A 25,799-nucleotide genomic window follows, 5' to 3' on the forward strand; every position below is an offset into this window, starting at 1 on the left:
GTCCCGCGAGCCGTGCGACATGGCCCCCGCTCCGCGCGCCGACGGGCCCGGAACCGCGCGGGATGTGGTTCACTGTCCGGGACAGTGACATTGTTCACACACCGTCCGTGGCATCCTGCCCCAGTTGAACGAGGGACACCTTCATGCTCGATTCGCTCCAATCCATTCTCGACACGATCGGCGGGTTCGTGTGGGGGCCGTTCCTCCTGATCCCGCTGCTGCTCGGAACGGGCGTCTACCTGACCATCCGGCTGTCCGGACTGCAGATCACCAAGTTGATCCCCGCACTGCGCCTCGCGTTGTTCGAACGCAAGGACAAGGACGCCCCCGGCGGTGACGTCTCCCAGTTCCAGGCATTGACCACGGCGCTCGCCGCGACCGTGGGTACCGGCAACATCGTGGGCGTGGCCACGGCCATCTCGATCGGCGGCCCCGGCGCCCTGTTCTGGATGTGGGTCACGGGCGTGCTGGGCATGGCGTCCAAGTACTCGGAGGCCTTCCTGGGCGTGCGGTTCCGCACCCGAGACGCCAAGGGCGAGATCTCCGGCGGTCCGCAGTACTACCTGTTCCGCGGGATCCCCAACGGTTTCGGCAAGTTCCTCTCCCTGTTCTTCGCGATCGCCGCGGTGCTCGCGTCCTTCGGGATCGGCAACATGACCCAGGGCAACTCCATCTCCGCGAACGTGGAGTCCTCCTTCGGTGTGCCCGTGTGGGTCACGGGCCTCGTGCTCGCGGCGCTGACGCTGCTCGTGCTCGTGGGCGGGATCAAGTCCATCGGCAAGGTCACCGCCGCGCTCGTGCCTATCATGATTGTCTTCTACGTCCTGGGCGCGCTCTACATCCTGGCAGTCAACATCGAGTCCGTTCCCGCGGCGTTCGGGAGCATCTTCAGCACGGCCTTCACGGGGCACTCCGCGGTGGGCGGCTTCGCCGGATCCGCGATCATCCTGGTGGTGCAGATGGGTGTGGCCCGCGGCATCTTCTCCAACGAGTCCGGCATGGGGTCCGCGGCCATCGCCGCAGCGGCCGCGCAGACCACTCACCCCGTCCGTCAGGGCCTGGTGTCCATGACCCAGACGTTCATCGACACCATCATCGTGGTGACCTGCACGGGCCTCGTGATCGTGACCACCGGCGTGTGGGACCAGGGCAAGGACTTCGCGGCCACCATGACCGGGGACGCCTTCAGCCATGGGCTGCCCGGCGGGTGGGGCCACCTGATCGTGACCCTGGGCCTGATCCTCTTCGCGTACTCCACGATCCTGGGCTGGGCCTACTACGGCGAGCGCTGCATGGAGCGCCTGTTCGGCCGCAGGTCCGTGATGCCGTACCGCGTGTTCTTCTCGCTGATCGTGTTCGTGGGCTGCAGCGTGCCGTTGGCCATCGTGTGGTCCTTCGCGGACCTCATGAACGGGCTCATGGCGCTGCCCAACCTGCTGGGTCTGCTCATCCTCTCCGGGCTGATCGCCCGCGAGACCAAGCACTACCTGCGCAACGACCCGCAGTTGCGCGCGGACAAGCTGCAGATCGACGGGTTCATGGAGGGCCGCCCCGGGGCCATCGACAGCTACGTCTCCACCGACTCCGGACGCCCGGACCGGGTGCAGCGCGTGCGTTGAGCGCCGCTCCGCCCGCTCGCCGAGCTTGTCGGGGCCCTCGGTCCCGACGGCGCTGAACAGCCAGGGCCCCAAACGGCATGTGATCCGCGGATCACCTGCCGTTTCGGGCCTCAGCTGTTCCCGACACCCGGGCGCAGGCCCCGCTACGGTTGGGCGCCCGCCCGGGAGTACCCTCTGACTCCATGACGAACAGCTCCACCGCGGTGTCGCCGCCGCACACGCACTTCGAGCCCAGTAGGGGCCTGAGCAATCGACACATCCAACTGATCGCGATCGGCGGTGCGATCGGCACCGGGTTGTTCATGGGATCGGGGCGCACCATCTCCCTGGCGGGCCCGGCCGTGGTGTTCATCTACGTGGTGATCGGTTTCTTCCTCTTCTTCATGATGCGCGCGATGGGCGAGCTGTTGCTGTCCAATCTGCGCTACAAGACCTTCGCGGACTTCGCCGCCGATCTGATCGGCCCGTGGGCGGGGTTCTTCGTGGGTTGGTCCTACTGGTTCTGCTGGATCGTCACGGCGATCGCCGAGCTCGTGGCCATCACGGGCTACGTCCAGTTCTGGTGGGCGGCCGTCCCGCTGTGGCTGCCCACCGTCCTCGTGGTCCTCATCGTGTTCCTGCTCAACGCCGTGAGCGTGAAGAACTTCGGGGAGATGGAGTTCTGGTTCGCGCTCATCAAGATCGTGGCCATCCTGGCCCTGATCGTGGTGGGTGCGATCATGGCACTGACCCATTTCGCATCCCCGGACGGGCACACCGCCCAGCTCGCGAACCTGTGGAACGACGGCGGGTGGTTCCCGAACGGCGCCATGGGCGTGGTCGCGGGGTTCCAGATCGCGGTCTTCGCGTTCGTGGGCATCGAACTCGTGGGCACCACCGCGGCCGAGGCCCGTGATCCCCGCACGACCCTTCCCCGGGCGATCAACTCCGTCCCGGTGCGCATCCTCATCTTCTACGTGGGATCCCTCCTGGCCATCCTGGTGGTCACCCCATGGCGCTCGATCAACCCCGAGCAGTCCCCGTTCGTGGCCATGTTCGCGCTGGCCGGGCTCGCGGGCGCCGCGTCCGTGGTGAACTTCGTGGTGCTGACCTCCGCGATGTCCTCGTCCAACTCCGGGGTGTTCTCCACGTCCCGGATGATGTTCGGTCTCTCCGCGGAGGGCAGCGCACCCGGGATCTTCAAGGGGCTCAACCGCGTGGGCGTACCCGTGCGGGCCCTGTACCTCACGGCGGGCATCCTGCTGCTGACCATCCCCGTGCTCTACGCGGGGGACTCGATCATCGAGGCGTTCACGCTGATCACGTCCGTGGCGTCCCTCTTGTTCGTGTTCGTGTGGTCCATGATCCTGATCTCCTACATCCGCTACCGCATGAAGTTCCCCGAGCGCCACGCCACCTCGGAGTACAAGATGCCCGGCGGCGTGGTGATGTGCGCTGTGGTGCTCGCGTTCTTCGTGTTCGTGGCGTGGGCGCTGAGCACGGATCCCCAGACCGCCACGGGGCTGGTCGCGGTGGCCGCGTGGCTCGTGGTGCTGGGAATCTCGTGGGCCTTCGTACGCCGCACGGAGTCCCACCGGCAGACCTTCGAGTGGTTCAAGCAGGAGATGGCCCGCCCCGCGGAGCATGAACACCCGTCCCGATAGAACACGCCTGGCCCCCTGTTCAGCACGCACCCCATGCTTAAGCTGGGGACATGACTCGACTGCCGGAACCCCTGTCCCTGTCCTGCGCCGACGGCTCGGGATCCGTCCTGAGCTACGGCGCGCACGTGGTGTCGTGGGCACCGGAGGATCACGAGCCCGTGCTGTGGGTCTCCTCCCGCTCCTACAACGAGACGGGCAGAGCGGTCCGCGGCGCTGTCCCCATCTGCTTCCCGTGGTTCGGCCCCGGGCGCACGGGGGACATGGACCCCGCACACGGGTTCGCGCGGATCACCGAGTGGCAGCTCGCCGAGCAGGGGGAGGACACCGAGGGTCACGCCTACGCCGAGTTCACCCTCACGCCCGCGGACGTGGCCGAGCACCTGCGCGAGACGTTCCCCCACGAGTTCGAGGCCCGGTTCCGGGTCACCGTGGGCGCCCGCTTGCGTATGGCGCTCACCGTGACGAATACCGGCACCGGGACCTTCGACTTCGAGGAGGCGCTGCACAGCTACCTCCACGTGGGCGATTCCCGGCGCGTGAGCGTGACCGGCCTCGACGGTGTCTCCTACTACGACAAGGTGGCCAAGGAGCAGCGGCGCCAGAGCGGGGAACTCACGATCACGGGCGAGACCGACGCCGTGTTCGCCCATCGCGGCGAGGTGCGGGTTTCCGACCCCGAGCTCGGTCGCACTCTCGTGATCACCAAGGAGGGCTCGGACAGCACCGTGGTGTGGAACCCCTGGGCGGACAAGTCCGTGGCCATGGCGGACTTCGCGGACGACGAGTGGCAGCAGATGCTGTGCGTGGAAGCGGGCAACGTGATGGGCTCCCCGGTCCGGCTCGCCGCCGGCGAGTCACACACCCTCGTGCAGAGCATCGAGGTGCAGGAGCTCATGGCGCAGGATCCCGTCGCCCACGACGCCTGAGCAGGCGCCCGTCGCCCACGACACCTAAGCGCGCTCTCGCCACGCAACGTCGCTGGCGCCCGGCGAGAGCGCCGCTCGGCCCGGCCCGCACCCCGCGGGGAACGCCCCGGTGTGGGAATGCCCCGGGGCGAAAGTCCCGGGGTGCGGGACCGTCAGTCGCGCTCGGCGGACGACGCCGCGGCGTCGCCCCCCGGTGCCGCACCGGTAGCGGCCCCGGCGCGCGGGGACTCGGCGGGCGGGACCACGGGCAGCGTACCCGTCTCCGACAGCGCCGGGTTGGCCGAGGAGAGGTCCACCGTGTGGTGGATCTGGGCGTCCAGGGCACCGGGGTGGGTGCCCATGAACGCGTCGATCTGATCGGTCGTGGCGTTGAACTTGGGATCGTTCTTCAGATACAGGTTGGTCTCCCGGACCACCAGGCCGGAGAGGATGATCAGCCCGATCAGGTTGGGGATGGCCATGAGCCCGTTCATGATGTCCGAGAAGGACCACACGAGCGTGAGCGGGGCGAGGGCGCCCAGACCGGCCGCGAGGGAGAAGATCACGCGGTACACGATGGCCGCTCGGGCCCCCGCGAGGCGTTCCACGTTGCGCTCGCCGTAGTACGCCCACCCCAGGACGGTGGAGTAACCCAGCAGCACCAGGCAGATGGTGACCACGATCCCGCCCCACGAACCGGGCAGGCCCGTGGAGAACGCCACGGAGGTCATGGTCGCGGTGTCCGCGCCGTTCCACACCCCGGTCGTGAGGATCACGAAACCGGTGATGGAGATGACCACCAGGGTGTCCACGAAGGTCTGGGTCATGGACACGAGACCCTGACGCACGGGGTGGCTCGTCTGCGCCACGGACGCGGCGATCGAGGCGGTGCCCATGCCGGACTCGTTGGAGAACAGGGAGCGGGCGGCACCCATCTGGATGGCCATGAGCACCGTGGAGCCCACGAAACCGCCGGCGGCACCCATGGGGGTGAACGCGCCGGTGAAGATGAGGCGTAGCGACTCGGGGATCCCCTGGAAGTTCACGCCGATGATGTACAGCCCCGAACCGATGTAAAGCACGATCATGAGCGGGACCATGTACGTGGTGACCTTGGCGATCGACTGGATGCCGCCCAGCAGGGCGAGCCCGGTGCCCACGGCCAGGACCACGGCGGTGATCACGGGGGAGACGTTGAAGGTGTGTTCCAGGTTGGACGCGATCGCGTTGCCCTGGGTCATGTTGCCGATCCCGAACGTGGCCACCACGCAACACACCGCGAACATCACGGACAGGAAGCGGCCGAACTTGTTGGGGATGCCGCGGGCCAGGTACACCTGCGGTCCGCCGGTGAGCTGACCGGCGGTGTCCCGGGTGCGGAAGCGCACGCCCAGGAAGCACTCCGCGTACTTGGACGCCATGCCGAACAGCGCGGTGATCCACATCCAGAACAGGGCGCCGGGGCCGCCGATGGACATGGCCGCTGCCACACCCACGATGTTGCCCGTCCCCACCGTGGCGGCCAGCGCCGTGGACATCGCTGCGAAGGAGGAGATGTCGCCCTTCTCCCCGGTGGCCCGGGAACGGCGCCCGAATCCCAGGCTCATGGCCTTGGTGAAGAGTCGGAACTGGATGCCGCGCAAGCGGAACGTCAGGAAGATCCCCGTTCCCAGCAGCAGGGGGATCAGGAGCCACGGCCCCCAGATCAGGTCACGAACCAAGTCCAGATTGTGTTGGAGGGTTTCCATGGGGGTACGGAGCTTTCCGTGAGCAACGGTGCGAATTGCTGACTAACGTAGCAGCTCGGCGCGCGTCCCGGGGGGCGGTCCCGGCAGGGAAGATGACGACGCCGCAGTGGCGGACCACTGCGGCGTCGTCGGGAAAGCGTGGTGCTTGCGTTACTTCTGCAGCACGAGGGCCGCGCCGATGGCGGCCAGGAACGCGTCCTTGGACAGCGTCAGGCCCTGCTCGGACGGGCGGATGCCGTCCTCCTGGGTCATGTCCGAGTTGCGGAAGTACATGCTCAGCAGCCCGGCGCTGAAGGCGAGCAGGCCCGCGCCAGCCAGGCGCTTGGACACGAACGGGGTCAGCAGGGCGGTGCCCAGGGCCAGTTCGGTGCCGGCGATGAACGTGGTGAAGGTCTGGGAGTCCCAGTCCGCGAACTGGGGGACACCGGTGGAGGCGAACTGCTTCAGGCCCTCGGCGGACTCGGCGTCCATGCCGAGCTTGCCGTAGCCGGACTGGAGCAGGAACGCGCCGGGGACACCGCGCAGGATGGCGTTGGAAATGCGCATGACTGAGCCTTTCGTCGGGAAGTGCGGTGGGGGCGGAGCAGGGCCCTGGGTACCCACCGGGGATCGCTGTTCATCCTAACAGCGGGCCTTTTCACGGCGGCGGGGTGGGTGCAACATGCCGACAGTGAACGCACGGACGCCGCCCACGGTGCGATGTCTACTGTGGTGCCACGTCGTGCGCACCGCGCGCCCTCGGAAAGGAGAACCATGGACATCGAGACCATGAAGAAGATCCTCCTGGTGCTGACCAGCCAGGACACCCTGGGAGACACGGGGGAGGCCACCGGTTACAACGTGGCCGAGGCGTCCCACCCGTGGAAGGTCTTCCGGGACGCCGGCTATTTCGTGGACTTCGCCTCGATCGCCGGGGGTCAGCCCCCGCGTGACGAGGTCCAGGAGGACGACCCCGTCCAAGTGGAGTTCACGCAGGATGAGACCGTCAAGGCGTCCCTCTACAACACGCCGCGGGTCTCCGTGGTGGACCCCTCCCAGTACGACGCCGTCTACCTCGTGGGCGGGCACGGCACCATGTGGGACTTCACCGGGGACGCGGACCTGCAGAAGCTCATCGCGTCCGTCTACGACTCCGGTGGCGTGGTGGGCGCGGTGTGCCACGGCCCCGCCGGCCTCGTGGACGTGGAGCTCGGCGCGGGCGTGGCGTTGCTGTCCGGGCGCAAGGTGGCCGCATTCACCAATGCGGAGGAGAAAGCCGTGGGCAAGCAGGACGTGGTGCCGTACCTGCTCCAGGACAAGCTCGAGGAACAGGGCGCCACGGTCAAGCTCGCCGACAACTGGGAGGAGAACGTCCAGGTGGACGAGCGCCTCGTCACGGGGCAGAACCCCCAGTCCGCCGCGGGTGTGGCCAAGGAGATGACCAAGCTGCTCACCGAGGTCGTGCGCGAACAGAAGGCGGAGGAGGAAGAGGCCGCCCAGAAGCTGCGTGCGGAGCGGGACGCGGAGAAGGCCGCGGAGGACGACGAGTGACGGCGTCCTGACTCATTGCCGCACGCCCTGGTGGTCGGCGGCGACACGGGTGAGACTGGAAGCGGTCCCCATGGATTCGACGCCAGGAGTTGTCATGCCAGAGTTCACGTCCCGTGTCGCGCTGGTCACCGGCGCCGCCTCCGGTATCGGTGAGGCCATTGCCAAACACCTGGCCCGGCAGGGCGCAAAGGTGGTGGTCACGGACATCGATGCCACCGGGATCGACGACGTGGTCCAGGCCATCATGGCGGACGGCGGGGACGCCGCCGGGATCCACCAGGACGTCTCCAAGCGCGAGGACGCCGTGGCCGCCGTCGACTTCGCGGTGCAGACCTACGGCGGACTGCACTACGCCGTGAACAATGCTGGCGTGGGCGGGCAGATGGAGGCCCTCGGGGAGACCGATATCGAGGCGTGGGAGCGCACGCTCGCGATCGATCTCACCGGCGTGGCCTACGGGATGCACGCCCAGCTGCCCGTGATCGAACAGCACGGGGGAGGGGCCATCGTGAACATCGGCTCCATCCATTCCACCGTGGCCACTGCCGTGGGCAACAGCGCGTACACCGCGGCCAAGCACGGTCTGGTGGGTCTCACCAAGCAGACGGGCGTGGACTACGCCCGACGCGGCGTACGCGTGAACGCGGTGGGTCCCGCCTACATCGACACCCCGCTGCTCAAGAACCTGCCCCCGCAGACGCTGTCGGAACTGATCGACAAGCACCCCATGGGGCGGCTGGGCACCTCGCAGGAAGTGGCTCAGCTGACCACGTTCCTGCTCTCGGACGGCGCGTCCTTCATCACCGGGGGCTACTTCCTGGTGGACGGCGGGTACACGGCGGTCTGAGTAGCGGCGACACCCGCGGGTCACGGGTGTTCCGGCACGCGTGTAGAATGGTCAGGTTCCCCCGTACACATTGCGGGGTAGAGGCGCGCCGGTCCGAGGCGCGCAGTTCGCGCCCCAACATGGCGCGTGCGCGCGGAATCGTTTCGCGTGGACCAACCTGAAAGACGTTCTTTGTCTCATTCCTTCGAAGACCTCGGTGTATCCGAGGCGCTTTCCGCTGACCTCGCCCGCGTGGGCATCACGGAAGCTTTCCCCATCCAAGAGAAAACTCTCCCCGATTCGCTGTCCGGGCGTGACGTGCTCGGCCGCGGCCGCACCGGCTCGGGCAAGACGGTCGCGTTCGCGCTGCCGCTCGTGTCCCGGCTCGCGGGACTCGCCCCCGGCTCGTCCCGCGTGGCCCGCCGGGCGAACCGCCCCACCGGCCTGGTGCTGGCTCCCACGCGTGAGCTCGCGACCCAGATCGATCGCACCGTGGCGCCCCTGGCCAAGGCCGCGGGGCTGAACACCACCGTAATCTTCGGCGGTGTCTCCCAGAAGCACCAGGAGAAGGCGCTCGCGGGCGGTGTGGACATCGTCGTGGCCTGCCCGGGCCGGCTCGAGGACCTCATCAAGCAAGGTCTGCTCACGCTCGACGACGTCCGCGTGACCGTCCTGGACGAGGCCGACCACATGGCCGACATGGGCTTCCTGCCCGTGGTCACCCGGATCCTGTCCCGCACCCCCAAGGGCTCCCAGCGGTTGCTGTTCTCCGCGACCCTGGACAACGGCGTGGACATCCTGGTCAAGAAGTTCCTCAAGGACCCGGTGCTGCACTCGGCGGACAACGCCCAGGCCGCGGTGACCACCATGGACCACCACGTCCTGGTCACCGACAGCGATCACAAGCAAGCGCTGATCGAGACCCTCGCGTCGGGCACCGGCCGGCGGATGATGTTCACCCGCACCAAGTACCGCGCCAAGAAGATGGCCAAGAAGCTCAGTCAGGCCGGGATCCCCGCGGTGGACCTGCAGGGTAACCTGTCCCAGGGCGCGCGGGACCGCAATCTCGCCGCGTTCTCCGCGGGTGACGTGCGGGTCCTCGTGGCCACGGACGTGGCCGCGCGCGGTGTCCACGTGGACGACGTCGAACTCGTCGTACACATCGACCCGCCCGCCGAGCACAAGTCCTACCTGCACCGTTCCGGCCGCACGGCGCGGGCCGGCGCCTCCGGGTCCGTGATCACGATCGCGACCACCGAGGAGCGCTCGGACGTCAACAAGCTCATGAAGAAGGCCGGTGTCACGCCCCGGGTGGACCAGGTCGCACCCGGTTCCGAGGTCGTGAAGGACCTCGTGGGCGAGCGCGCCGAGCGCGTTGCGCCGGGTGCCACCCCGGCCGGCGCGACCGGTGGCTCGCCTTCCGCTTCCCGTTCCGGCGGGGGTGCCTCCGGGTCCCGCCGCGGTGGCCGTGGCGGTTCGGGCCGGGGCCGCGGTCGCGGTTCCGCTCAGGCCGCCGGACGCGGCAACGGTGCTCGTTCCGGCGACGCCGGTGCCGGGCGCGGTCCCTCGAACGGGCGTTCGCAGGCTCGCTCCAGTGAACGACGCCGCGGTGGCAGCGTCGATGGCGCGGCCTCCGGTAGCGCACGCCCCGGCGCGTCCCGCTCCGCCCGCGGCGGTTCCGCCCAGCGCGGCCACGGGGCGGACCGGGTTCCGGACCGCGCCACGGCGGCGGCGCAGCGGCGTCGTGAGAACAACCGGGCGGGTCAGCCCACTCGCTGATCGCTCGGCGAGGGTCGCCGCGAGCGCTGTCCCACCTCGACCCCGGGGTGGAACGGTGCTCGCGGAACTGCGCTTCCCAGTGGAGAACTCCCGGTCCGATGAGTCATCGGACCGGGAGTTCTCTATTGCTGGTTCGGGCCGGGGCGGTTCCGGCATCATGCCCGCGGGCCTACTCCGGAGGAGTGAGCGAGCGCAGGAAGTCCAGGGTGACGTCCTCGTGCGCGTTGACGAACACCCGGTGCGGGCCGTCAGGGACGGGCTTGTCACCCGGGACGACCACCACGGTCATGCCCGCGGCAACCGCACTGCGCACCCCCGGTTCCGAGTCCTCGATGGCCACGCAATTCCGCGGGGCGACCCCGAGCAGTTCGGCACCCGTGAGGTACGGTTCGGGATCCGGCTTGGGACGGGTCACGTCGTCCTGGGAGACGATCCGGGTGAGCACGTCCGGGGCACCAGCGGCGGTGGTCCCCGCGACCGAGCTCAGCGCGTTCGTGACGATCGCCGCTGGGATACCGGCCTCGCTCAGTTCGCTCAACAGCGAGCGCATGCCGGGCAGGAAGGGTACACGGTCGTCCATGCTGTCGATCACGTGCTCGGCGAGTTGCTGCGTGATGTCCTCGACGGAATCGGTGGCCCCGCGTTCCACGAACTTGCGGGCCGCATCCGGCACGGTCCCCCCGAGGGTCGCGTGATCGTCCTCCACGGTCCAGCTCTGGTCGTACCGCTGCGCGACCTTGCGCTTGGCGGCCGCCCATTGGGGCTCCGTGTCCACCAGGGTGCCGTCGTGGTCGAAGAGCACAGCCAGGGGGTAGGTCATGGCCACCTTTCGGAAGCATCGGGGGTGGGATATGGGACCCCAGTTTACCGGCGAACCCCGGGGCCGGAGGCGGCGTCGTCGGGATGCCGCCGCGCTATGCAGGGGCCAGGCCGCGCAGGAAGTCCAGGGTGAGCGCCGCGTGATCGGCCACGTGCACGATGCCGGGTCCGGGCAGGACCTGCTGCACCCCCGGGACCACGACCGTGGTGATCCCCGCGGCCACGCCGGACGCCGCGCCGGAGGGCGAATCCTCCACGACCACGCACGCCCCGGGCGCCACGCCCAGACGCCTGGCGGCCTCGAGGTACGCGTCCGGATCCGGTTTGGGCCTGACACCCTGGGCCACCTCCTGGTCCCCGATGATCACCCGGAACAGGTTGTCCGGGGCCAGGGACGAGGTGTAGCGGGCCACCTCGGAGGTCGCGTTCGTGACGATCGCCGCGGGGATCCCGGCACGGTCCAGGTCCTCCAGGAGAGGTACGACCCCGGGAATGAACGTGGGCGGGTTCTCCTCCAACACCGCCTGCAGCACCCCGTAGAACTCGCGGTAGACCTCGTCCAGCGACCCCGGTACGCCCAGCGCGCTCAACCGCTCCACGGTGGTCGCGAGCGGCCTGCCCAGGGTGTCCTGGGTGTCCCGCTCGGTCCACTCACCCCCGTGCGCGGCCACGATCCGCTGTTTGCCCAGTTCCCACAGTGGTTCGGTGTCCACCAGGGTGCCGTCATGGTCGAAGAGGACGGCCTGCGGGAAGTCGTGGGTGCTCATGACCCCACGGTACGTGCCCGCCCCGACACGGACCGCGCCCTACGATGGACGTATGAGTGCTTCCGATCCCGCGTCCGCCCATCACAGACCGGGATCCGCGCTGTCCGGCGCCTTCCCGGTAATCATGATCGCGGTGGCCGCGGCGTTGGCCCTGTGGGTCGGCTTCGGCCGGGGCGCCGCGGGTCTGCTCGGCTCCCTCACCCCGGTCTACGCGGCGGCGATCGGGCTGCCCATCCTGCTGTTACACGTCATCGCGGCGGCGCTGTTCCGCCGGGACGCACTCAGCTACCCGTCCCACGCCATGAGCCGGCGGGGCATGCTCACCGCGGTGGCCTCATGGGTGATCACGCTGTGCTTCGGGTTCTTCCTCCCGGATTCCACCGCCCACGGTATGCAGTCCCTGTTCACCCATGCGGTCGGCGCCGAGTACGTGGAGTTGAGTTACGGGTTTGTCAACATCTTCGGCGTGCTGTCCGTGGCGCTCGCGGTCGCCCTGGTGTTGCTCGCGCTCACGGATCTGCGCGTCACGGCGCGCCGGCTGCGCGGTGAGCCCCTCACGGAGGACGAGCGCCTGGACCGCCTTGAGGCGCACCCCCGCGGTCTCGACGCTGCCGCCGACGCCGACACCGACGCCGCCGGTGCCGGGCCCGCGCCGGCGAGCGCGACGTCGTCGTCCCGGGAACGACCGTGACGGTGCCGCTGCGCACGCCGCGACTCATGCTGCGTGCCTACCGCGCGGACGACGCCGCGTTCGTGCGTGACCTGTATGCGCGCGCCGAGGTGCAGCGCTACATCGGGGACGGCACGCAGCGCGTGAGCTCGGACGGGCAGGCCCGGGAGAAGATCCGGGGCTGGGACCAGGGCTACGCGCACGAGCCGGTGCTCGGTGTGTGGGCCATCGTCGACCCGGTCGGCGCCCTCGCGGGGACCCTGCTGCTCAAGCCCATCCCCGATTCCGGCACGAACACCGCGACCGACGTGGAGGTCGGGTGGCACCTGCACCCGCGCGCGTGGGGACGCGGATACGCCACAGAGGCGGCCCGTGCCGTGCTGGCCCACGCCTTCGAGCACGGTCAGGACCGGGTGGTCGCCGTGACGCACCCAGCCAACCGGGCGTCGCAGGCCGTGTGTCGTCGCCTGGGCATAACCCACCGCGGTCTCAGCCGAGCGTACTACGACGCCGAGTGCGCACTCTTCGAGCTCCGGGCACCCACCGCGCACGAAGGGGAGGCAGCATGAGTGATCCCGATCTCGTGATCGGTGCGGACGGTCTCGCCCGGCCCAGATGGGCGGCCTCGGACCCACTGCTCAGGGAGTACTACGACCACGAGTGGGGCGTGCCGGTGCGGGACGAGACCGGGCTGTTCGAGCGCGTGACGCTCGAGGCGTTCCAATCCGGGCTGTCATGGCGCACGGTGCTCGCGAAACGGCCGGCGTTCCGGGAGGTCTTTCACGGCTTCGACCCGGAGGCCGTGGCGGCCATGGATGAACGGGACGTCGAGCGGCTCCTGGGGGACGCGCGGATCATCCGCAACCGGCGCAAGATCGAGGCGACCGTGACGAACGCGCGAGCCACCGTGGCTCTGCGCGAGGACGGCGGTCTGGCGGACCTCGTGTGGTCCTTCATGCCGAGCAGTACCCCGCATCCCGATCGCTTCGCGGACGTCCCGACCACCTCGGATGAGAGTAGGGCCCTGTCCCGCGAACTGAAACGGCGCGGGTTCGTGTTTGTGGGTCCCACGACCATGTACGCGCTCATGGAAGCGATCGGGATGGTGGACACCCATTTGGTGGGCAGTCACCGCCGCGGGACCTCCGGGGTCTGGACGTGAGACCGGGTGCCGCGGGCGCTAGCGATCACGACGGCGCAGATAGCTGCGGCCGTCGGAATCCCTGACCATCTCGTAGTCGTCCTGGAGGTTGCGGTACCAGTCCTGGGCCTCGGGGGTCATCTCGGTGTTGCCCCGCAGGTTCATGGAGCTGCGGTTGGCCGGTCCCACGAAGCGCATCACCACCTTGTTGAAACGCTGCAGCCGACTCGGCTTGCGCGGGGTGGTCTCATCGGACGGTGAATCGGTGTCCACGGCGGGTTCCTTTGGAGACTGCGGGTGGGGAGAGAACTCTGGGGAGCGCACGCGCGTCCCCCTCTATTATGCCCGACGCAGGGGTGAGAAAGGCCCTAGGGCCCCTGACCGTTCCCGGTCAGGGGCCCTAGGGTGCGATTACGAGCGGATCAGGCCCGCTGCGTGTCGTCCTTGACGTTTTTGGCGTGCTCCTGCGCGGAGCCCTTGAGCTGGCCGGCTTCCTGCTGACCCTGCTCCTTGACCTCCTGGGCGCCGGACTGCGCGGTCTGCTTGACCGACTCCGCAGCCTCCTTGGCCGGTTTTTTCAGGTCGTCCGCGATCTCCTGCGCGGTTTCCTTGGTGGAATCCATGGCGCTCTGCAGGTGCGGCTGGACGCGGTCGGCGGCCTCGGCCACGAGCTCCTGCTCCTTCTGGCTCGAGGGCAGCAGGGAACCGATCAACCAACCGGCACCGAGGGCGATCAGGCCCGCGGCCATGGGGTTGCCACGGGTCTTGGCCCGGGCGGCCGCCGGGGCGTTGCTGATGGCCTCGCCGGCCTGGTCCATGCGGTGGGAGGCCTCGTCACGAAGGTCGCGGCCTGTATCCCGGGCGTCCTCTGCGGAGCCCATGATGGACTCACGGACGTCCTGGATCTTGTGGCGGGCCTTGCTCTTCTGACGGTCGACCACCTTTTCCGGGGTCACCTTCTCCGCCACGGCGTCCACGTCCGCATTCAGGCGTGCACGGGTGGCTTCGATATCGGCGCGGATCTGATCAGGGTTCTGCTGGCTCATCGGGTCTCCTTGGAAGGCTTCACGGTATCCGGAATTTCGCTGACGGTTTCGCGGGTTCGGGGCAGCGGGTCCTTGGTGGCCTGGGCCATCTTGCGCTTGCCGCGGTCCAGGTTCTTCTTGCCCACCGCGGCGAGGATCGCGGCGATGATCGCCCAGATGACCGCCACGATCACGGCCGACCAGCCAAGACCCACCAGGTTGCCCAGGGCCCACATGAGGGCCAGGGATAGGAACAGGAGCACGAAGTGGCCGGCCACACCGGCGCCTCCCAACAGCCCCGCGCCCTTACCTGTGACCTTTACGGAGTCCGTGGCCTTCTGGATCGCCATGTTCGCCTCGGCCTTGGCCAGCGCGATCTCCTGCTGGATCAGGGTGGTCAGGTTGGTGCTCAGAGACTTGAACATCTCACCGAGCGACTCGTGTTCCGCCCGCTCTTCGGGTTCCGACGGGGGAATGGGGTGACTCATCGACGCTCACTGCCTTGTCCGGGGTAGGTGGTGCCGGGGACCTGGGTGTCGCCCTGACCGGGGTACGTGGTGCCGGGAACCTGCGCGTCGCGCTGATCCGGGTAGACCGTGCCGGGAACCCGGTCGGTGTAGGTGCGGGTGCCCTCGCCACGGGTGTCGTTGCGGTACGCGTACGTGTCACCCGTGCTGGGGGTGCCGTACGCGGGTGCCTGGGTGCGGGCGACGGTGTCGTGGTGGTCGTTGCCGATCTCGTCGCTGTCCTTGGCGCTGCGCGTGGCGCGCCCGGCGAGCAGACCGATGCCGGCCGCGATGGCCAGGAAGGTCCCGGGACGGCGGGCAGCGAAACGGCGTACGTCACCGAGCAGCTGCTGCGGGTCCTTGTTCTCCAGCGAGGACGCGAGGGAGTTCACGGTGCCCGAGGCGTTGCCGAGCAGGCCACTGACGTACTCGGTCTCCGGCTTCTTGCCCTGGGAGATGGCGTCCACCTCATCGCTCACGGAGCGGACGGTCGATGCGAGGCGCTCCTGCTGCGGGCCCACGTAGCCCTGTAGGTCTTCCTTGAGGCGGCCCCACAGGTCGTGCGCCTGGCCCATGGCCTCGTCCTTGGCGGCGACGGCCTGCTCCTTGGCGGTCTCTTTCACGCGGCGGCCGGATCCAGCCGCCTCGTTCTTGAGCTGCTGCGCCTCGACCTTGCCGGATTCCGCGGCGACGTCCTTCTTGGACGGGACCTCGGTGGAACCCTGGGAGTGGGTCTGTTGACCAGCTCGACGCTGATCGTTGTTGTTGCTCATAGTGGCACCTTTCCTACAGCATGTGGTGGATTTAATAAGGCTACATATTATCGGGGGATTGGTATAGAGCATTCGATAATCTATTTCCACCCGGTTAGGCCGAAAACTCGGAATGGAAAATGAATTGACAAATCATTTCGCGCTGAGCGGAATATCGGGCTTCCCGTATCAAGTTGAGCGTAGTAGACTCAAGTTAACTGAAGTCAACGTCATCACTACTGTCGGAAGGAGCCGCCGTGGACACCAAGTTCACGACCAAGTCTCAAGAAGCCCTGAGCGCTGCAGCGTCGAATGCCGCGACCGCGGGCAACCCCAATATCGAGCCCGCCCACGTCCTCAAGGCGCTCATGGACCAGCGCGACGGCGTGGCCGTCGCTGTCCTACAGGCCACCGGTGCCAACGCGGACGCCGTGTCCATCAAGGCGAGCAACATCATCCACGAGATGCCCAGGGCATCCGGGACCTCCACGGCCCAGCCCCAGCTGAGCCGCACCGCGCTGCAGGCACTGCAGGCCGCGGAGAACTACGCGCGTGACCTCAAGGACGAGTACGTCTCCACCGAGCACCTGCTCTACGGTCTGGCCGCGGGACGCGACAAGACCGCCGAGGCGCTGCAGGCTGCGGGCGTGACCACGGAGGCGCTCGCACAGGCCATCCCGCAGGTGCGCGGTGACCGCCGGGTCACCAGCCCGGACCCGGAGGGGACCTTCCAATCCCTCGAGAAGTTCGGCACGGACCTCACGGCGATCGCCCGCGAGGGGAAGCTCGATCCCGTGATCGGGCGTGACTCGGAGATCCGCCGCGTGGTCCAGGTGCTCTCGCGCCGGACCAAGAACAACCCCGTGCTGATCGGTGAGCCCGGTGTGGGTAAGACCGCCGTGGTCGAGGGCCTCGCCCAGCGCATGGTGGCCGGGGACGTACCCGAGTCGCTGCGCGGCAAGACCCTGATCTCCCTGGACCTGGGGTCCATGGTGGCCGGCGCCAAGTACCGCGGGGAGTTCGAGGAACGCCTCAAGGCCGTCCTGGACGAGATCAAGAAGTCCGAGGGTCAGATCGTCACGTTCATCGACGAGATCCACACGGTCGTGGGCGCGGGTGCGTCCGAGGGGTCCATGGACGCGGGCAACATGCTCAAGCCCATGCTGGCCCGCGGTGAGCTGCGCCTGATCGGTGCCACCACGCTGGACGAGTACCGCGAGAACATCGAGAAGGACGCCGCCCTGGAGCGCCGGTTCCAGCAGGTCTACGTGGGGGAGCCCTCGGTCGAGGACACCGTGGCGATCCTGCGCGGATTGAAGGAGCGTTACGAGGCGCACCACAAGGTGCAGATCGCGGACTCGGCCCTCGTTGCCGCCGCTCAACTGTCCCAGCGTTACATCCCCAGCCGTCAGCTCCCGGACAAGGCCATCGACCTGATTGACGAGGCCGCGTCCCGGTTGCGCATGGAGATCGATTCCGCCCCGGAGGAGATCGACGAGCTGCGCCGCTCCGTGGACCGCTTGACCATGGAGGAACTGGCCCTGGACGGGGAGACAGACCCCGCGTCCGTCGAACGTCTGGCCGCTCTGCGCCAGGACAAGGCGGACAAGGAGGCCGAGCTGGATGCCCTCAACGCGCGGTGGGAGGCCGAGAAGGCCGGACTCAACCGCGTGGGTGACCTCAAGGCGCAGATCGACGACCTGCGCTCGCAGGCCGAACGCGCCCAGCGCAACGGTGACCTGGGGGAGGCCTCCCGCTTGCTGTACGGCGAGATCCCGGCTCTGCAGAAGGACCTGGACGCCGCACAGGCGCAGGAGGAGGCCGGGGCCCGGCATGACACCATGGTCTCGGAGGAGGTTACCGCGGACGACATCGCCGAGGTGATCTCCGCGTGGACCGGTATCCCCGCGGGCAAGATGCTGCAGGGCGAGTCCGACAAGCTGCTGCACATGGAGCAGCTGCTGGGCAAGCGCCTGATCGGGCAGAAGCCGGCCGTGAGTGCGGTCGCGGACGCCGTACGGCGTTCCCGCGCGGGGATCTCGGACCCGGACCGCCCCATCGGCTCGTTCCTGTTCCTGGGTCCCACGGGCGTGGGCAAGACCGAGCTGGCCAAGTCCCTCGCGGACTTCCAGTTCGACGACGAGCGCGCCCTGATCCGCATCGACATGTCCGAGTACTCGGAGAAGCACTCCGTCTCACGCCTGGTCGGTGCCCCTCCGGGGTACGTGGGCTACGACGAGGGTGGGCAGCTGACCGAGGCCGTGCGGCGTCGTCCGTACTCGGTGGTGCTGCTCGACGAGGTCGAGAAGGCCCATCCCGAGGTCTTCGACATCCTGCTGCAGGTCCTGGACGACGGTCGCCTGACCGACGGGCAGGGCCGCACGGTGGACTTCCGCAACGTGATCCTGATCCTGACCTCGAACATGGGCAGCCAGTTCCTGGTGGATCCCACCATGGACGAGGAGGCCAAGAAGAACGCCGTGATGGGCGTGGTCAACGCCTCGTTCAAGCCGGAGTTCCTCAACCGGTTGGACGACATCATCATGTTCGACCCGCTGAGCACCGAGGACCTGGCCAAGATCGTGGACATCCAGGTGGCCCAGCTCGCGCACCGTCTCGAGCAGCGGCGCCTGTCCTTGGAGGTCACGCCCGGGGCTAGCGAGTGGCTGGGTATCACGGGCTACGACCCCGCCTACGGTGCCCGCCCGCTGCGTCGGCTCGTGCAGCGCGAGATCGGTGACCGCTTGGCGCGCGGGCTGCTCTCCGGCGCCATCACGGACGGGGACACCGTGCTCGTGGACGTCAACCCGGACGTCGCCCAGGACGGCCTGACTGTCACGGCTTCGCACGGCGACGACCCGCAGGACGACGACGCCGCGCACGCCCACGACGCCCCGGCGCGGGACAGCGGCGACGACGTCGTGGACGCGGAGATCGTCGACGAGTGACACCCCGGCTACCGCGGATGCGTTCGCGGTGACCGAGACCGCCCGAGGAGCCTAGTGCTGCTCGGGCGGTCGTCCGTTCCGGGGCGACCGCTCATCCACGGTGGGCCTCTCGCCCGCGGCCGGCTGATCGGCCACGGCGGGCCGCGCGTCCACGTAGGTGTCCTGACGGTAGTCGTACTCCACGGGCTGACCGTTCTCGTCGGTGCGCTGGTACCACGAACTCATGCGCTCCCCCGTGGAGTCCACGTCGTGACCGGCCGCGGCGGGGCCCTCCTGGTGGCGGACCTCCAGGGCGAAGTCGTCCCCGTGCTCGTCCATGCCCTGGCGTACCGCGTTGTCGAGCGCCGTGCGCGCGTAGTGGTGGCGCAGACTCATGGGATCGGTGGAGAGGTCCCGCAGGAACGCCGGGATCAGGGCCAGCAGGATCACCGCGAACGGCAGCGCCGCCACGGTCACGAGGTCCTGCAGACCCTGCAGGGCGTTCGCCCCGCCCACCGCGAGCATCACGGAGGACACCCCGGCCAGGGCCACACCCCAGAAGATGATGATCTTCCGGTCCGGTTCGGGCTTGCCCTGCTGGGACATGGACGCCATCACGAGCGTCGCGGAGTCCGCGGACGTAATGAAGAAGACGGCCAGCAGCACGATGATCGCAATGGGCGTGATCTGCGCGAACGGCAGGGCGTCCAGGACGCGGAAGAGCATGTCCTCGGGGGACGCGGCACCCGCGATGTCCACGCCGTCGCGCTGCAACCAGATGGCGGTGCCGCCGAAGACCGAGAACGCGAGCACACAGATCACGGTGGGTGCCAGCAGTACCACGCTCACATACTGGCGCAGGGTGCGCCCGCGGGAGATGCGGGCCACGAACACGCCCACGAACGGCGCCCACGAAACCCACCACGCCCAGTAGAACAGGGTCCATGAGCGCATGAATTCCTCGGCCTCCCTGCCCCAGGACGCGGAGAGGGACAGCATCTGGAACATCTCACCGAAGTACGTGCCCACGACCGAGGGGATGAAGTTCAGCAGGAACACGGTGGGGCCCGCCACGAACAGGAAGAACGCGACCACGGCCGCGAGCACCATGTTGAAGTTCGAGAGCCTGCGGATCCCCTTGGCCACGCCGGAGACCGCGGAGATCAGGAACACGCACGTGAGCACCGCGATGATCGCGATCAGCACCGCGTTGCCCACCTCACCGAGACCGGTGATGATCTGCAGACCGCGGCCGATCTGCAGCGTGCCCAATCCCAGGGAGGCGGAGGTCGCGAAGAGGATGCCCACGATCGCGAACATGTCGATGAGCCGCCCGCCCACGCTCAGGTGCGCGCGCTGGCCGAAGATCGCGGACATCAGCAGGGGCCGCCCACGGCGATAGCCCGCGTAGCCCACGGCCGCCCCCACGAGCGCGTAGATGGCCCACGCCTGCAGTCCCCAGTGGAAGATGGTCTGTGCGAGTGCGGAATGCATCGCGTGGTAGCTCTGCGCCGCGGCGCGTCCCGGGGGAGGGGTCATGTAGTACGTGACGGGTTCGTAGACACCGAAGAAGATGAGCCCCACGCCCATCCCCGCCGCGAAGAGCATGGCGATCCACGACCCCATGGAGTAGGCCGGTTCCTCGCCGTCCTTGCCCAGAGGGATCCGGCCGTAGCGTGAGAACCCCACGAAGAGCAGGAACAACAGCATCACGGCGGCCAACAAGGTGAAGACCCATCCGCCGTAGGTCACCACCGCGTCCAGCGCACCTTTGGACACCGTGGTGAGCGATTCGGTGGAGACCGCACCCCACACCACGAACCCCACGATCAGTGCTCCGGCGACCCCGAACGTGATCTTGTCCGTGCGGTAGCGCACCCGCTGCTCCTCCACCGAGACCCCGGGCACCAGGCCCGGGTGGGTGTCATGGGGATACGGACTCTCGGAGGGCGGGACCCTCCGCGGGGATGAACTCATGGCAAACCTGCTCTGGTGCGGGGAATGTGCGGACTGCGCCGCCGGGGCCGTTTCACTGTACCGGCCGGATTCGCCCCGCGAGTTTCCTCGAACCACGCCGTGAGGGCCCGGGATTCGCCCGGGATTCGCCCGGGGTGGACGCACGGCGTGCGGGTGCGCGAGAAGCGTACAAAACATGTACCCTGGACACACGAAAAACTGACAAGACACTCCGGGGCCGTACTGTGTGCTCAACACGGTACCGCCGATCGGACACGAGACGCAGAGGGGGTCACGCCATGGGGCGCGGCCGTCAAAAGGCGAAGGCGACACGACAGGCGCGGGAGATGAAGTACTTCAGCCCGCAGACCGACTATTCGGCGTTGCAGCGGGAGTTGCGCAGCAGCAAACCGTCCTCCCGAGCCATGGATCACGAGGAACGTCCCGAGGATGAGGACGACTACTCGACCTACGCGGAGAAGTACTCGGACTACGACTGATCCGCTCGCCGCGCCACCGCGGCGGCGTCGTCATCGTGACCAGCAGAGCAAGGAACCGCCCACACGAGCGTGTGGGCGGTTCCTTGCGTGCCCGTCGCGTCGCGGGCGCTCGGTGCGCGTTCAGAGGGCGTAGTCACCTGTCATGAGCACGCCGCCGCCGGCCACGCCCTTGGCGCCTTGCACCCAGTCACTGCCGTGGCGGGAGGCATCCGGGTCCACGGGACCCACGCGGCCCATGATCCAGGACGGCAGCCCGCGTTCGGTGAGATGGGCCACGGCGGCGTCGGCCACGGCGGGGTCCACGATCGCGACCATGCCCACGCCCAGGTTGAGCGTGCGCTCGAGGTCCGCCAGGGGCACCTGACCGAGCTGCGCCACGAGCTGGAACACGGGCGGCAGGGACCACGTGGAGCGCTCCACCGTGGCCTGCAGGTCCGCGGGCAGAACACGCGCCAGGTTGGCCGCGAGACCACCGCCGGTCACGTGGGAGAAGCCGCGCACGCCGTGGCCCGTGGTGCCGTCCGGACCGTTCACGGGGAACGCCCGCGCGAGGTCCAGGACGTCCGCCGCGTAGACGCGCGTGGGTTCGAGCAGTTCCTCGCCCAGGGTCCGGCCCAGTTCGCTGACCTGGCGGTCCAGCTGCCAACCGGCCACGTTGATGACCCGGCGCACCAGGGAGTACCCGTTGGAGTGCAGCCCGGAGGACGCCATGCCGATCACGACGTCCCCGTCACGCACGCGCTGCGGGCCGAGCAGTTCGTCCGCCTCGATCACGCCGGTGGCCGCACCGGCGACGTCGTACTCGTCCACGCCCAGCAGCCCGGGGTGCTCGGCGGTCTCTCCGCCCACGAGGGCGGTGCCCGCGGCCTCGCACGCCGCGGCGATGCCCCGCACGATGTCCGCGATGCGTTCCGGGACCACCTTGCCGGTCGCGATGTAGTCGGTCATGAACAGCGGCTTGGCGCCCACGACCACGATGTCGTCCACGACCATGCCCACGAGGTCCCACCCGATGGTGTCGTGGACGTCCAGGGACTGGGCGATCGCGACCTTGGTGCCCACGCCGTCCGTGGACGTGGCCAGGTAGGGCTTGCGGTAGCCGGTGAGCTCGGAGACGTCGAAGAGCCCGGCGAAGCCGCCCACGCCGCCCACCACGCCGGACGTGTGGGTCGCCTTCACGGCGGACTTCATGAGTTCGACGGCGCGGTCCCCGGCCTCGACGTCCACCCCCGCGCTCGCGTAGGTGACGGCTTCCGTGCCGTGGGCTCGGGACTGGCTCATGCGGTGGTCTCCTCGTGGGCGGTGTCGGTGCGCGGTGCTGGGTCCACGAGGTCCTCGGAAGGTTCCGCGTGGGCCCCGGGGGATTCCAGCACGGACTTGCCGAGCCGGTCCGCCTTGGGCAGGGCCGTGGGGTAATCACCCGAGAAGCACGCGGTGCACAGGGTGGAACGGGGGCGGGCGGTGGCCTCGATCATCCCCTCCTCGGAGATGTACCCCAGGGAATCGGCGCCCAGGGAGGCGCGGACGTCCTCCACGGCGAGCCCGTTGGCGATCAGCTCCGCGGGGGACGCGAAGTCGATGCCGTAGAAGCACGGCCACTTGATGGGCGGGGAGGAGATCCGCACGTGGATCTCCGCCGCCCCCGCTTCACGCAGCATGCGCACGAGGGCCCGCTGGGTGTTGCCGCGCACGATCGAGTCGTCCACGACCACCAGGCGCTTGCCCGCCACGATCGAACGCAGGGGGTTGAGCTTGAGCCGGATCCCGAGCTGACGGATGGTGTCCGAGGGCTCGATGAACGTGCGGCCCACGTAGGAGTTCTTCACGAGTCCGTGTCCGAACGGGATGCCCGAGGCCTCCGCGTATCCGATCGCGGCGGGGGTCCCGGACTCGGGGGTGGGCATCACGAGGTCCGCGTTCACGGCATGCTCGCGCGCGAGTTGTCGGCCCATCTCCACGCGGGACTCGTACACGGAGCGCCCGGCGATCGTGGTGTCGGGGCGGGCCAGGTACACGTACTCGAACACGCACCCCGCGGGCTTCGCCTCCGCGAAACGGCGCGAACGCAGGCCGTTCTCGTCGATTGCGATGAACTCACCAGGTTCCACCTCGCGCACGAGGGAGGCGCCCACGATGTCCAGCGCAGCGGTCTCGGAGGCCACGACCCAGCCGCGTTCCAGTCGGCCCAGCACGAGGGGACGCACGCCCAGGGGATCGCGCGCGGCGTAGAGTGTGGCCTCGTCCATGAACGTGAGACAGAAGGACCCCACGAGCCGGGGCAGCAGCATCATGGCCGCCTCCTCGAGCGAGTTTAGGGGGTGCTCCGCGAGCAGCGCGGTGATCAACGCGGTGTCCGTGGTGTTGCCCCGGGCGATCTCACCGCGGGACGGGAACCCGGACTTGTCGAGCAGCAGGTCGTAGAGCTCGGCGGAGTTGGTCAGGTTGCCGTTGTGCGCGAGCGCGAGCGTGCCGTGCGGGGTGGCACCCAGGGTGGGCTGGGCATTGGCCCAGTGGGACGCACCCGTGGTGGAGTAGCGCGCATGTCCCACGGCCAGGTACCCCTTGAGGGTGTTGAGCGTGGTCTCGTCGAAGACCTGGGACACGAGCCCCATGTCCTTGTAGACCGAGATCCGTTCCCCGTCGGACGTCGCGATGCCCGCGGACTCCTGCCCGCGGTGCTGCAGCGCGTACAGGCCGTAGTACGTCAGTTTGGCGACGTCCTCGCCCGGGGCCCACACGCCGAACACGCCGCACGCGTCCTGGGGGCCTTTTTCTCCGGGCAAGAGGTCGTGAGAGAGTTTTCCGTCAGCTCGAACCACGCAGACAGTGTCTCATGTGCCGGGGCGCTCGTCCGCCCCGTGAAGATCCTGGACCTCCGCGGTCACGTGCCGGGAGCGTTTGAGGGAGATCCGGTCCAGGACGAGTGCCACCACGGCACCCACGGTCGCACCCACGATCAGGAACGTCATGAGGAAGAACCCGATGATGGCCCCGCGGGTGTAGGCGAGCGATCCGGGGCCCAGCGCCCCCACGAGCAGTCCCGCGATGGCCCCGACGGCCGCGCCCGTGATGAGGAACGCGATCATGTTGGGGGCGCGGCGCACCGTCATCCGTTCGGTGGCGGAACCGGGCTGCGAGGCGGGCGCGGGCGTCTCGGGATCGGCGGAGCTCATGGTTTCCAGGTTATCGCGCATCCGGGCGTGCGCGGGCCACGCGATGTCGTCGGTGGGGCGTGGGTGGTGCCTCAGCCGAACAGCGGGAGCCACGCGCTGAGGTCGGTGCGCGTCCCGGACGCCGCGACGCTGCCCTCGCGGACGCTGTCGGTCCACCGTGCGCGTCCGGTCGCGAGCGCGAGCCACGTGGTGGCGTCGGTCTCCACCACGTTGGGTGGGGTGCCGCGCGTGTGGCGCGGACCGGGGACGCACTGGGTCACGCCGAAGGGCGGCACGCGCACCTCCACGGAATTGCCCTCAGCGCGACTCGCGAGTTCCTCGAGGCAGTAGCGCACCGCGGTGGCCGTGGTGCGGCGGTCGGCCTCGTCAGGGGATCGACGCCAGCGCGCGAGCGCGAGGCTGCCGTCCGCCGGGTCGACCTTGCGTCGGATCGTCATGGCCCACCTCTGGGATCGTGGATCTCGGATTGAGGATCGGGGGGGGCGGTCAGCCCAGGAGTTCCCGCAGCGGCTCGGCGAGCTCGATGGCACCCACGGGCCGCCCGGCCCCGGTGATCGGGTGCGTGACGCGTTCGAGGACGCTATCGGCGTCGGCCCGGGAAACGGCACCCGCGTGCGCGAGCAGTGTGAGGCCCACGAGTGAGTTGGCGCGCGAGGAACCGTCCAGCATCTTGATGGCCACGGACCACCCGGAACGGGTGCCCAGCCCCAGCACGCCCTCCGCGCCGAGCTTGGTGATCACGTCCAGCTCCTCCATGATCACGGTGTTCGAACGCCCCGGGCCCTGGACGTACTCGGGGTAGTCGAGCATGGACGTGGCCACGGTCGCGGCGCGGGCGTCAGCCTGGACGTTGCGTGCGGCGCGCCCCAGCGTGGAGTACATGCGGGCGAGGCCGGTGAGGGTGATCGCCGTGAGCGGTGCACCGCAGCCGTCCACGCCCACGTGCTGGGCGCGCTCGCCGGAGAACTCCTCGATGGTCTCGATCACGAGCTGCTGCAGCGGGTGCTCGGGATTCAGGTAGGAGTCGATGGGCCACCCGTTGGTCACGCACGCGAGCAGGAACGCCGCGTGCTTGCCCGAACAGTTCATGCACATGCGGTTGCGGCCGCGTTCGGTGCGGATCAACCACGCGCGCGTGTCCTCGTCCTGGGGCCAGTCCGGCGGGCACTGCAGCGCCTCGGGGTCCAGCTCGGCCGCCTTGAGGATCGAGTTGACCGCGTCCAGGTGGTCGAACGTGGCGGTGTGCGACGCCGCCGCGATCGCCACCTGCTCGCCGCGCAGCGGGGCCCCGGCCTTCATCGCGGCGATCGCTTGGAACGGCTTGAGGGTCGAGCGCGGGAAGATCGCCTCGTCCGGAGCGCCCACGGAGAACGCCACGGATCCGTCAGGTGCCAGCACCACGGCGGATCCGCTGTGCCGGGACTCCACGAAGCCGCTGCGTTGCACCACGGCGAGTTCCACGGCCTGGTCCGAGCTGAAGGTCTGCATACCTTCCAGTATGGCAGCGTGGCCC

General features: G+C 68.8%; 25 protein-coding genes. 11 read left to right on the forward strand and 14 right to left on the reverse strand.

Annotation, left to right across the window (positions count from 1 at the left end; all coding sequences use genetic code 11):
* Positions 1 to 143: 143 nt before the first annotated feature.
* The 3 genes from A5728_RS06880 to A5728_RS06890 all read left to right on the forward strand — a co-directional run bounded on the left by A5728_RS06880 (position 144) and on the right by A5728_RS06890 (position 4,188).
* Positions 144 to 1,619 (forward strand): sodium:alanine symporter family protein, encoded by a 1,476-nt coding sequence (locus tag A5728_RS06880; RefSeq protein ID WP_064846336.1) that lies wholly within the window; start codon positions 144 to 146, stop codon positions 1,617 to 1,619.
* Positions 1,620 to 1,801: 182 nt separating this feature from the next.
* Positions 1,802 to 3,262 (forward strand): amino acid permease, encoded by a 1,461-nt coding sequence (locus A5728_RS06885; protein WP_064846337.1) that lies wholly within the window; start codon positions 1,802 to 1,804, stop codon positions 3,260 to 3,262.
* A 50-nt stretch (positions 3,263 to 3,312) separates the two neighbouring features.
* Positions 3,313 to 4,188, forward strand: a complete 876-nt coding sequence (locus tag A5728_RS06890; RefSeq protein WP_064846338.1) for a D-hexose-6-phosphate mutarotase — start codon at positions 3,313 to 3,315, stop codon at positions 4,186 to 4,188.
* Positions 4,189 to 4,340: 152 nt separating this feature from the next.
* Here the strand turns inward: A5728_RS06890 and A5728_RS06895 are convergent, their stop codons facing one another.
* Positions 4,341 to 5,915 (reverse strand): sodium:alanine symporter family protein, encoded by a 1,575-nt coding sequence (locus A5728_RS06895; RefSeq protein WP_082943302.1) that lies wholly within the window; start codon positions 5,913 to 5,915, stop codon positions 4,341 to 4,343.
* Between the two features lie 150 nt (positions 5,916 to 6,065).
* Positions 6,066 to 6,461, reverse strand: a complete 396-nt coding sequence (locus A5728_RS06900) for a hypothetical protein (RefSeq protein WP_064846339.1) — start codon at positions 6,459 to 6,461, stop codon at positions 6,066 to 6,068.
* A gap of 207 nt (positions 6,462 to 6,668) precedes the next feature.
* Here A5728_RS06900 and A5728_RS06905 point away from each other — a divergent pair, with 207 nt between their 5' ends.
* The 3 genes from A5728_RS06905 (at position 6,669) to A5728_RS06915 (ending at position 10,050) form a co-directional block, all read left to right on the forward strand.
* Positions 6,669 to 7,445, forward strand: a complete 777-nt coding sequence (locus A5728_RS06905) for a type 1 glutamine amidotransferase domain-containing protein (RefSeq protein ID WP_064846340.1) — start codon at positions 6,669 to 6,671, stop codon at positions 7,443 to 7,445.
* 94 nt (positions 7,446 to 7,539) lie between these two features.
* Positions 7,540 to 8,292 carry an SDR family NAD(P)-dependent oxidoreductase gene (locus A5728_RS06910; RefSeq protein WP_064846341.1) on the forward strand — a complete coding sequence of 251 codons (753 nt, stop codon included), beginning with the start codon at positions 7,540 to 7,542 and terminating at the stop codon, positions 8,290 to 8,292.
* 171 nt (positions 8,293 to 8,463) lie between these two features.
* Positions 8,464 to 10,050 carry a DEAD/DEAH box helicase gene (locus A5728_RS06915; protein WP_064846342.1) on the forward strand — a complete coding sequence of 529 codons (1,587 nt, stop codon included), beginning with the start codon at positions 8,464 to 8,466 and terminating at the stop codon, positions 10,048 to 10,050.
* A gap of 169 nt (positions 10,051 to 10,219) precedes the next feature.
* Here A5728_RS06915 and A5728_RS06920 read toward each other — a convergent pair whose 3' ends face one another.
* Both A5728_RS06920 and A5728_RS06925 read right to left on the reverse strand, forming a co-directional pair.
* Entirely contained in the window at positions 10,220 to 10,870 is a 651-nt protein-coding gene (locus tag A5728_RS06920; RefSeq protein ID WP_064846343.1) for an HAD family phosphatase, read from the reverse strand.
* 94 nt (positions 10,871 to 10,964) lie between these two features.
* A complete protein-coding gene (locus A5728_RS06925) occupies positions 10,965 to 11,636 on the reverse strand; it encodes an HAD family phosphatase (protein ID WP_064846344.1) in 672 nt (223 codons plus the stop codon).
* 52 nt (positions 11,637 to 11,688) lie between these two features.
* Here A5728_RS06925 and A5728_RS06930 point away from each other — a divergent pair, with 52 nt between their 5' ends.
* The 3 genes from A5728_RS06930 to A5728_RS06940 are packed head-to-tail and all read left to right on the forward strand — an operon-like array spanning position 11,689 to position 13,468.
* Positions 11,689 to 12,327 (forward strand): hypothetical protein, encoded by a 639-nt coding sequence (locus A5728_RS06930; protein WP_064846345.1) that lies wholly within the window; start codon positions 11,689 to 11,691, stop codon positions 12,325 to 12,327.
* Positions 12,324 to 12,875: a GNAT family N-acetyltransferase gene (locus A5728_RS06935; RefSeq protein WP_304440229.1), complete on the forward strand. Its 552-nt coding sequence runs from the start codon at positions 12,324 to 12,326 to the stop codon at positions 12,873 to 12,875. The genes A5728_RS06930 and A5728_RS06935 overlap by 4 nt, the downstream gene beginning before the upstream one ends.
* Positions 12,872 to 13,468 carry a DNA-3-methyladenine glycosylase I gene (locus A5728_RS06940; protein WP_064846346.1) on the forward strand — a complete coding sequence of 199 codons (597 nt, stop codon included), beginning with the start codon at positions 12,872 to 12,874 and terminating at the stop codon, positions 13,466 to 13,468. Before A5728_RS06935 ends, A5728_RS06940 begins: the two co-directional genes overlap by 4 nt.
* A gap of 18 nt (positions 13,469 to 13,486) precedes the next feature.
* On the opposite strand, the gene A5728_RS06945 is transcribed toward A5728_RS06940, so the two are convergent.
* From A5728_RS06945 to A5728_RS06960, 4 genes are all read right to left on the reverse strand, one after another.
* Positions 13,487 to 13,720: a hypothetical protein gene (locus A5728_RS06945; RefSeq protein WP_064846347.1), complete on the reverse strand. Its 234-nt coding sequence runs from the start codon at positions 13,718 to 13,720 to the stop codon at positions 13,487 to 13,489.
* 149 nt (positions 13,721 to 13,869) lie between these two features.
* Entirely contained in the window at positions 13,870 to 14,493 is a 624-nt protein-coding gene (locus A5728_RS06950) for a DUF3618 domain-containing protein (RefSeq protein WP_064846348.1), read from the reverse strand.
* Positions 14,490 to 14,960, reverse strand: coding sequence for a phage holin family protein (locus tag A5728_RS06955; protein WP_064846349.1), 471 nt, complete (start codon positions 14,958 to 14,960; stop codon positions 14,490 to 14,492). Before A5728_RS06955 ends, A5728_RS06950 begins: the two co-directional genes overlap by 4 nt.
* Complete coding sequence (locus tag A5728_RS06960; protein WP_064846350.1) at positions 14,957 to 15,751, reverse strand: hypothetical protein; 795 nt, start codon at positions 15,749 to 15,751, stop codon at positions 14,957 to 14,959. The genes A5728_RS06955 and A5728_RS06960 overlap by 4 nt, the downstream gene beginning before the upstream one ends.
* A 236-nt stretch (positions 15,752 to 15,987) precedes the next feature.
* Here A5728_RS06960 and clpB point away from each other — a divergent pair, with 236 nt between their 5' ends.
* Positions 15,988 to 18,678, forward strand: coding sequence for an ATP-dependent chaperone ClpB (clpB, locus tag A5728_RS06965; protein ID WP_064846351.1), 2,691 nt, complete (start codon positions 15,988 to 15,990; stop codon positions 18,676 to 18,678).
* 51 nt (positions 18,679 to 18,729) lie between these two features.
* Here clpB and A5728_RS06970 read toward each other — a convergent pair whose 3' ends face one another.
* Positions 18,730 to 20,634, reverse strand: coding sequence for a BCCT family transporter (locus tag A5728_RS06970; RefSeq protein ID WP_064846352.1), 1,905 nt, complete (start codon positions 20,632 to 20,634; stop codon positions 18,730 to 18,732).
* 278 nt (positions 20,635 to 20,912) lie between these two features.
* Here A5728_RS06970 and A5728_RS06975 point away from each other — a divergent pair, with 278 nt between their 5' ends.
* Positions 20,913 to 21,113: a DUF3073 domain-containing protein gene (locus tag A5728_RS06975; protein ID WP_064846353.1), complete on the forward strand. Its 201-nt coding sequence runs from the start codon at positions 20,913 to 20,915 to the stop codon at positions 21,111 to 21,113.
* Positions 21,114 to 21,233: 120 nt separating this feature from the next.
* Here A5728_RS06975 and purM read toward each other — a convergent pair whose 3' ends face one another.
* The 5 genes from purM to A5728_RS07000 form a co-directional block, all read right to left on the reverse strand.
* Positions 21,234 to 22,394, reverse strand: coding sequence for a phosphoribosylformylglycinamidine cyclo-ligase (gene purM / locus A5728_RS06980; protein ID WP_064846354.1), 1,161 nt, complete (start codon positions 22,392 to 22,394; stop codon positions 21,234 to 21,236).
* Positions 22,391 to 23,932 (reverse strand): amidophosphoribosyltransferase, encoded by a 1,542-nt coding sequence (purF, locus tag A5728_RS06985; protein ID WP_064846355.1) that lies wholly within the window; start codon positions 23,930 to 23,932, stop codon positions 22,391 to 22,393. The genes purM and purF overlap by 4 nt, the downstream gene beginning before the upstream one ends.
* Positions 23,933 to 23,944: 12 nt before the next feature.
* A complete protein-coding gene (locus tag A5728_RS06990) occupies positions 23,945 to 24,286 on the reverse strand; it encodes a hypothetical protein (protein WP_064846356.1) in 342 nt (113 codons plus the stop codon).
* A gap of 71 nt (positions 24,287 to 24,357) precedes the next feature.
* Complete coding sequence (locus A5728_RS06995; protein WP_064846357.1) at positions 24,358 to 24,723, reverse strand: sterol carrier family protein; 366 nt, start codon at positions 24,721 to 24,723, stop codon at positions 24,358 to 24,360.
* A 49-nt stretch (positions 24,724 to 24,772) separates the two neighbouring features.
* Complete coding sequence (locus A5728_RS07000; RefSeq protein WP_064846358.1) at positions 24,773 to 25,774, reverse strand: asparaginase; 1,002 nt, start codon at positions 25,772 to 25,774, stop codon at positions 24,773 to 24,775.
* Between the last annotated feature and the right edge of the window lie 25 nt (positions 25,775 to 25,799).

This window comes from Kocuria sp. ICS0012 (assembly GCF_001665945.1).
Classification (GTDB): domain Bacteria; phylum Actinomycetota; class Actinomycetes; order Actinomycetales; family Micrococcaceae; genus Kocuria; species Kocuria marina.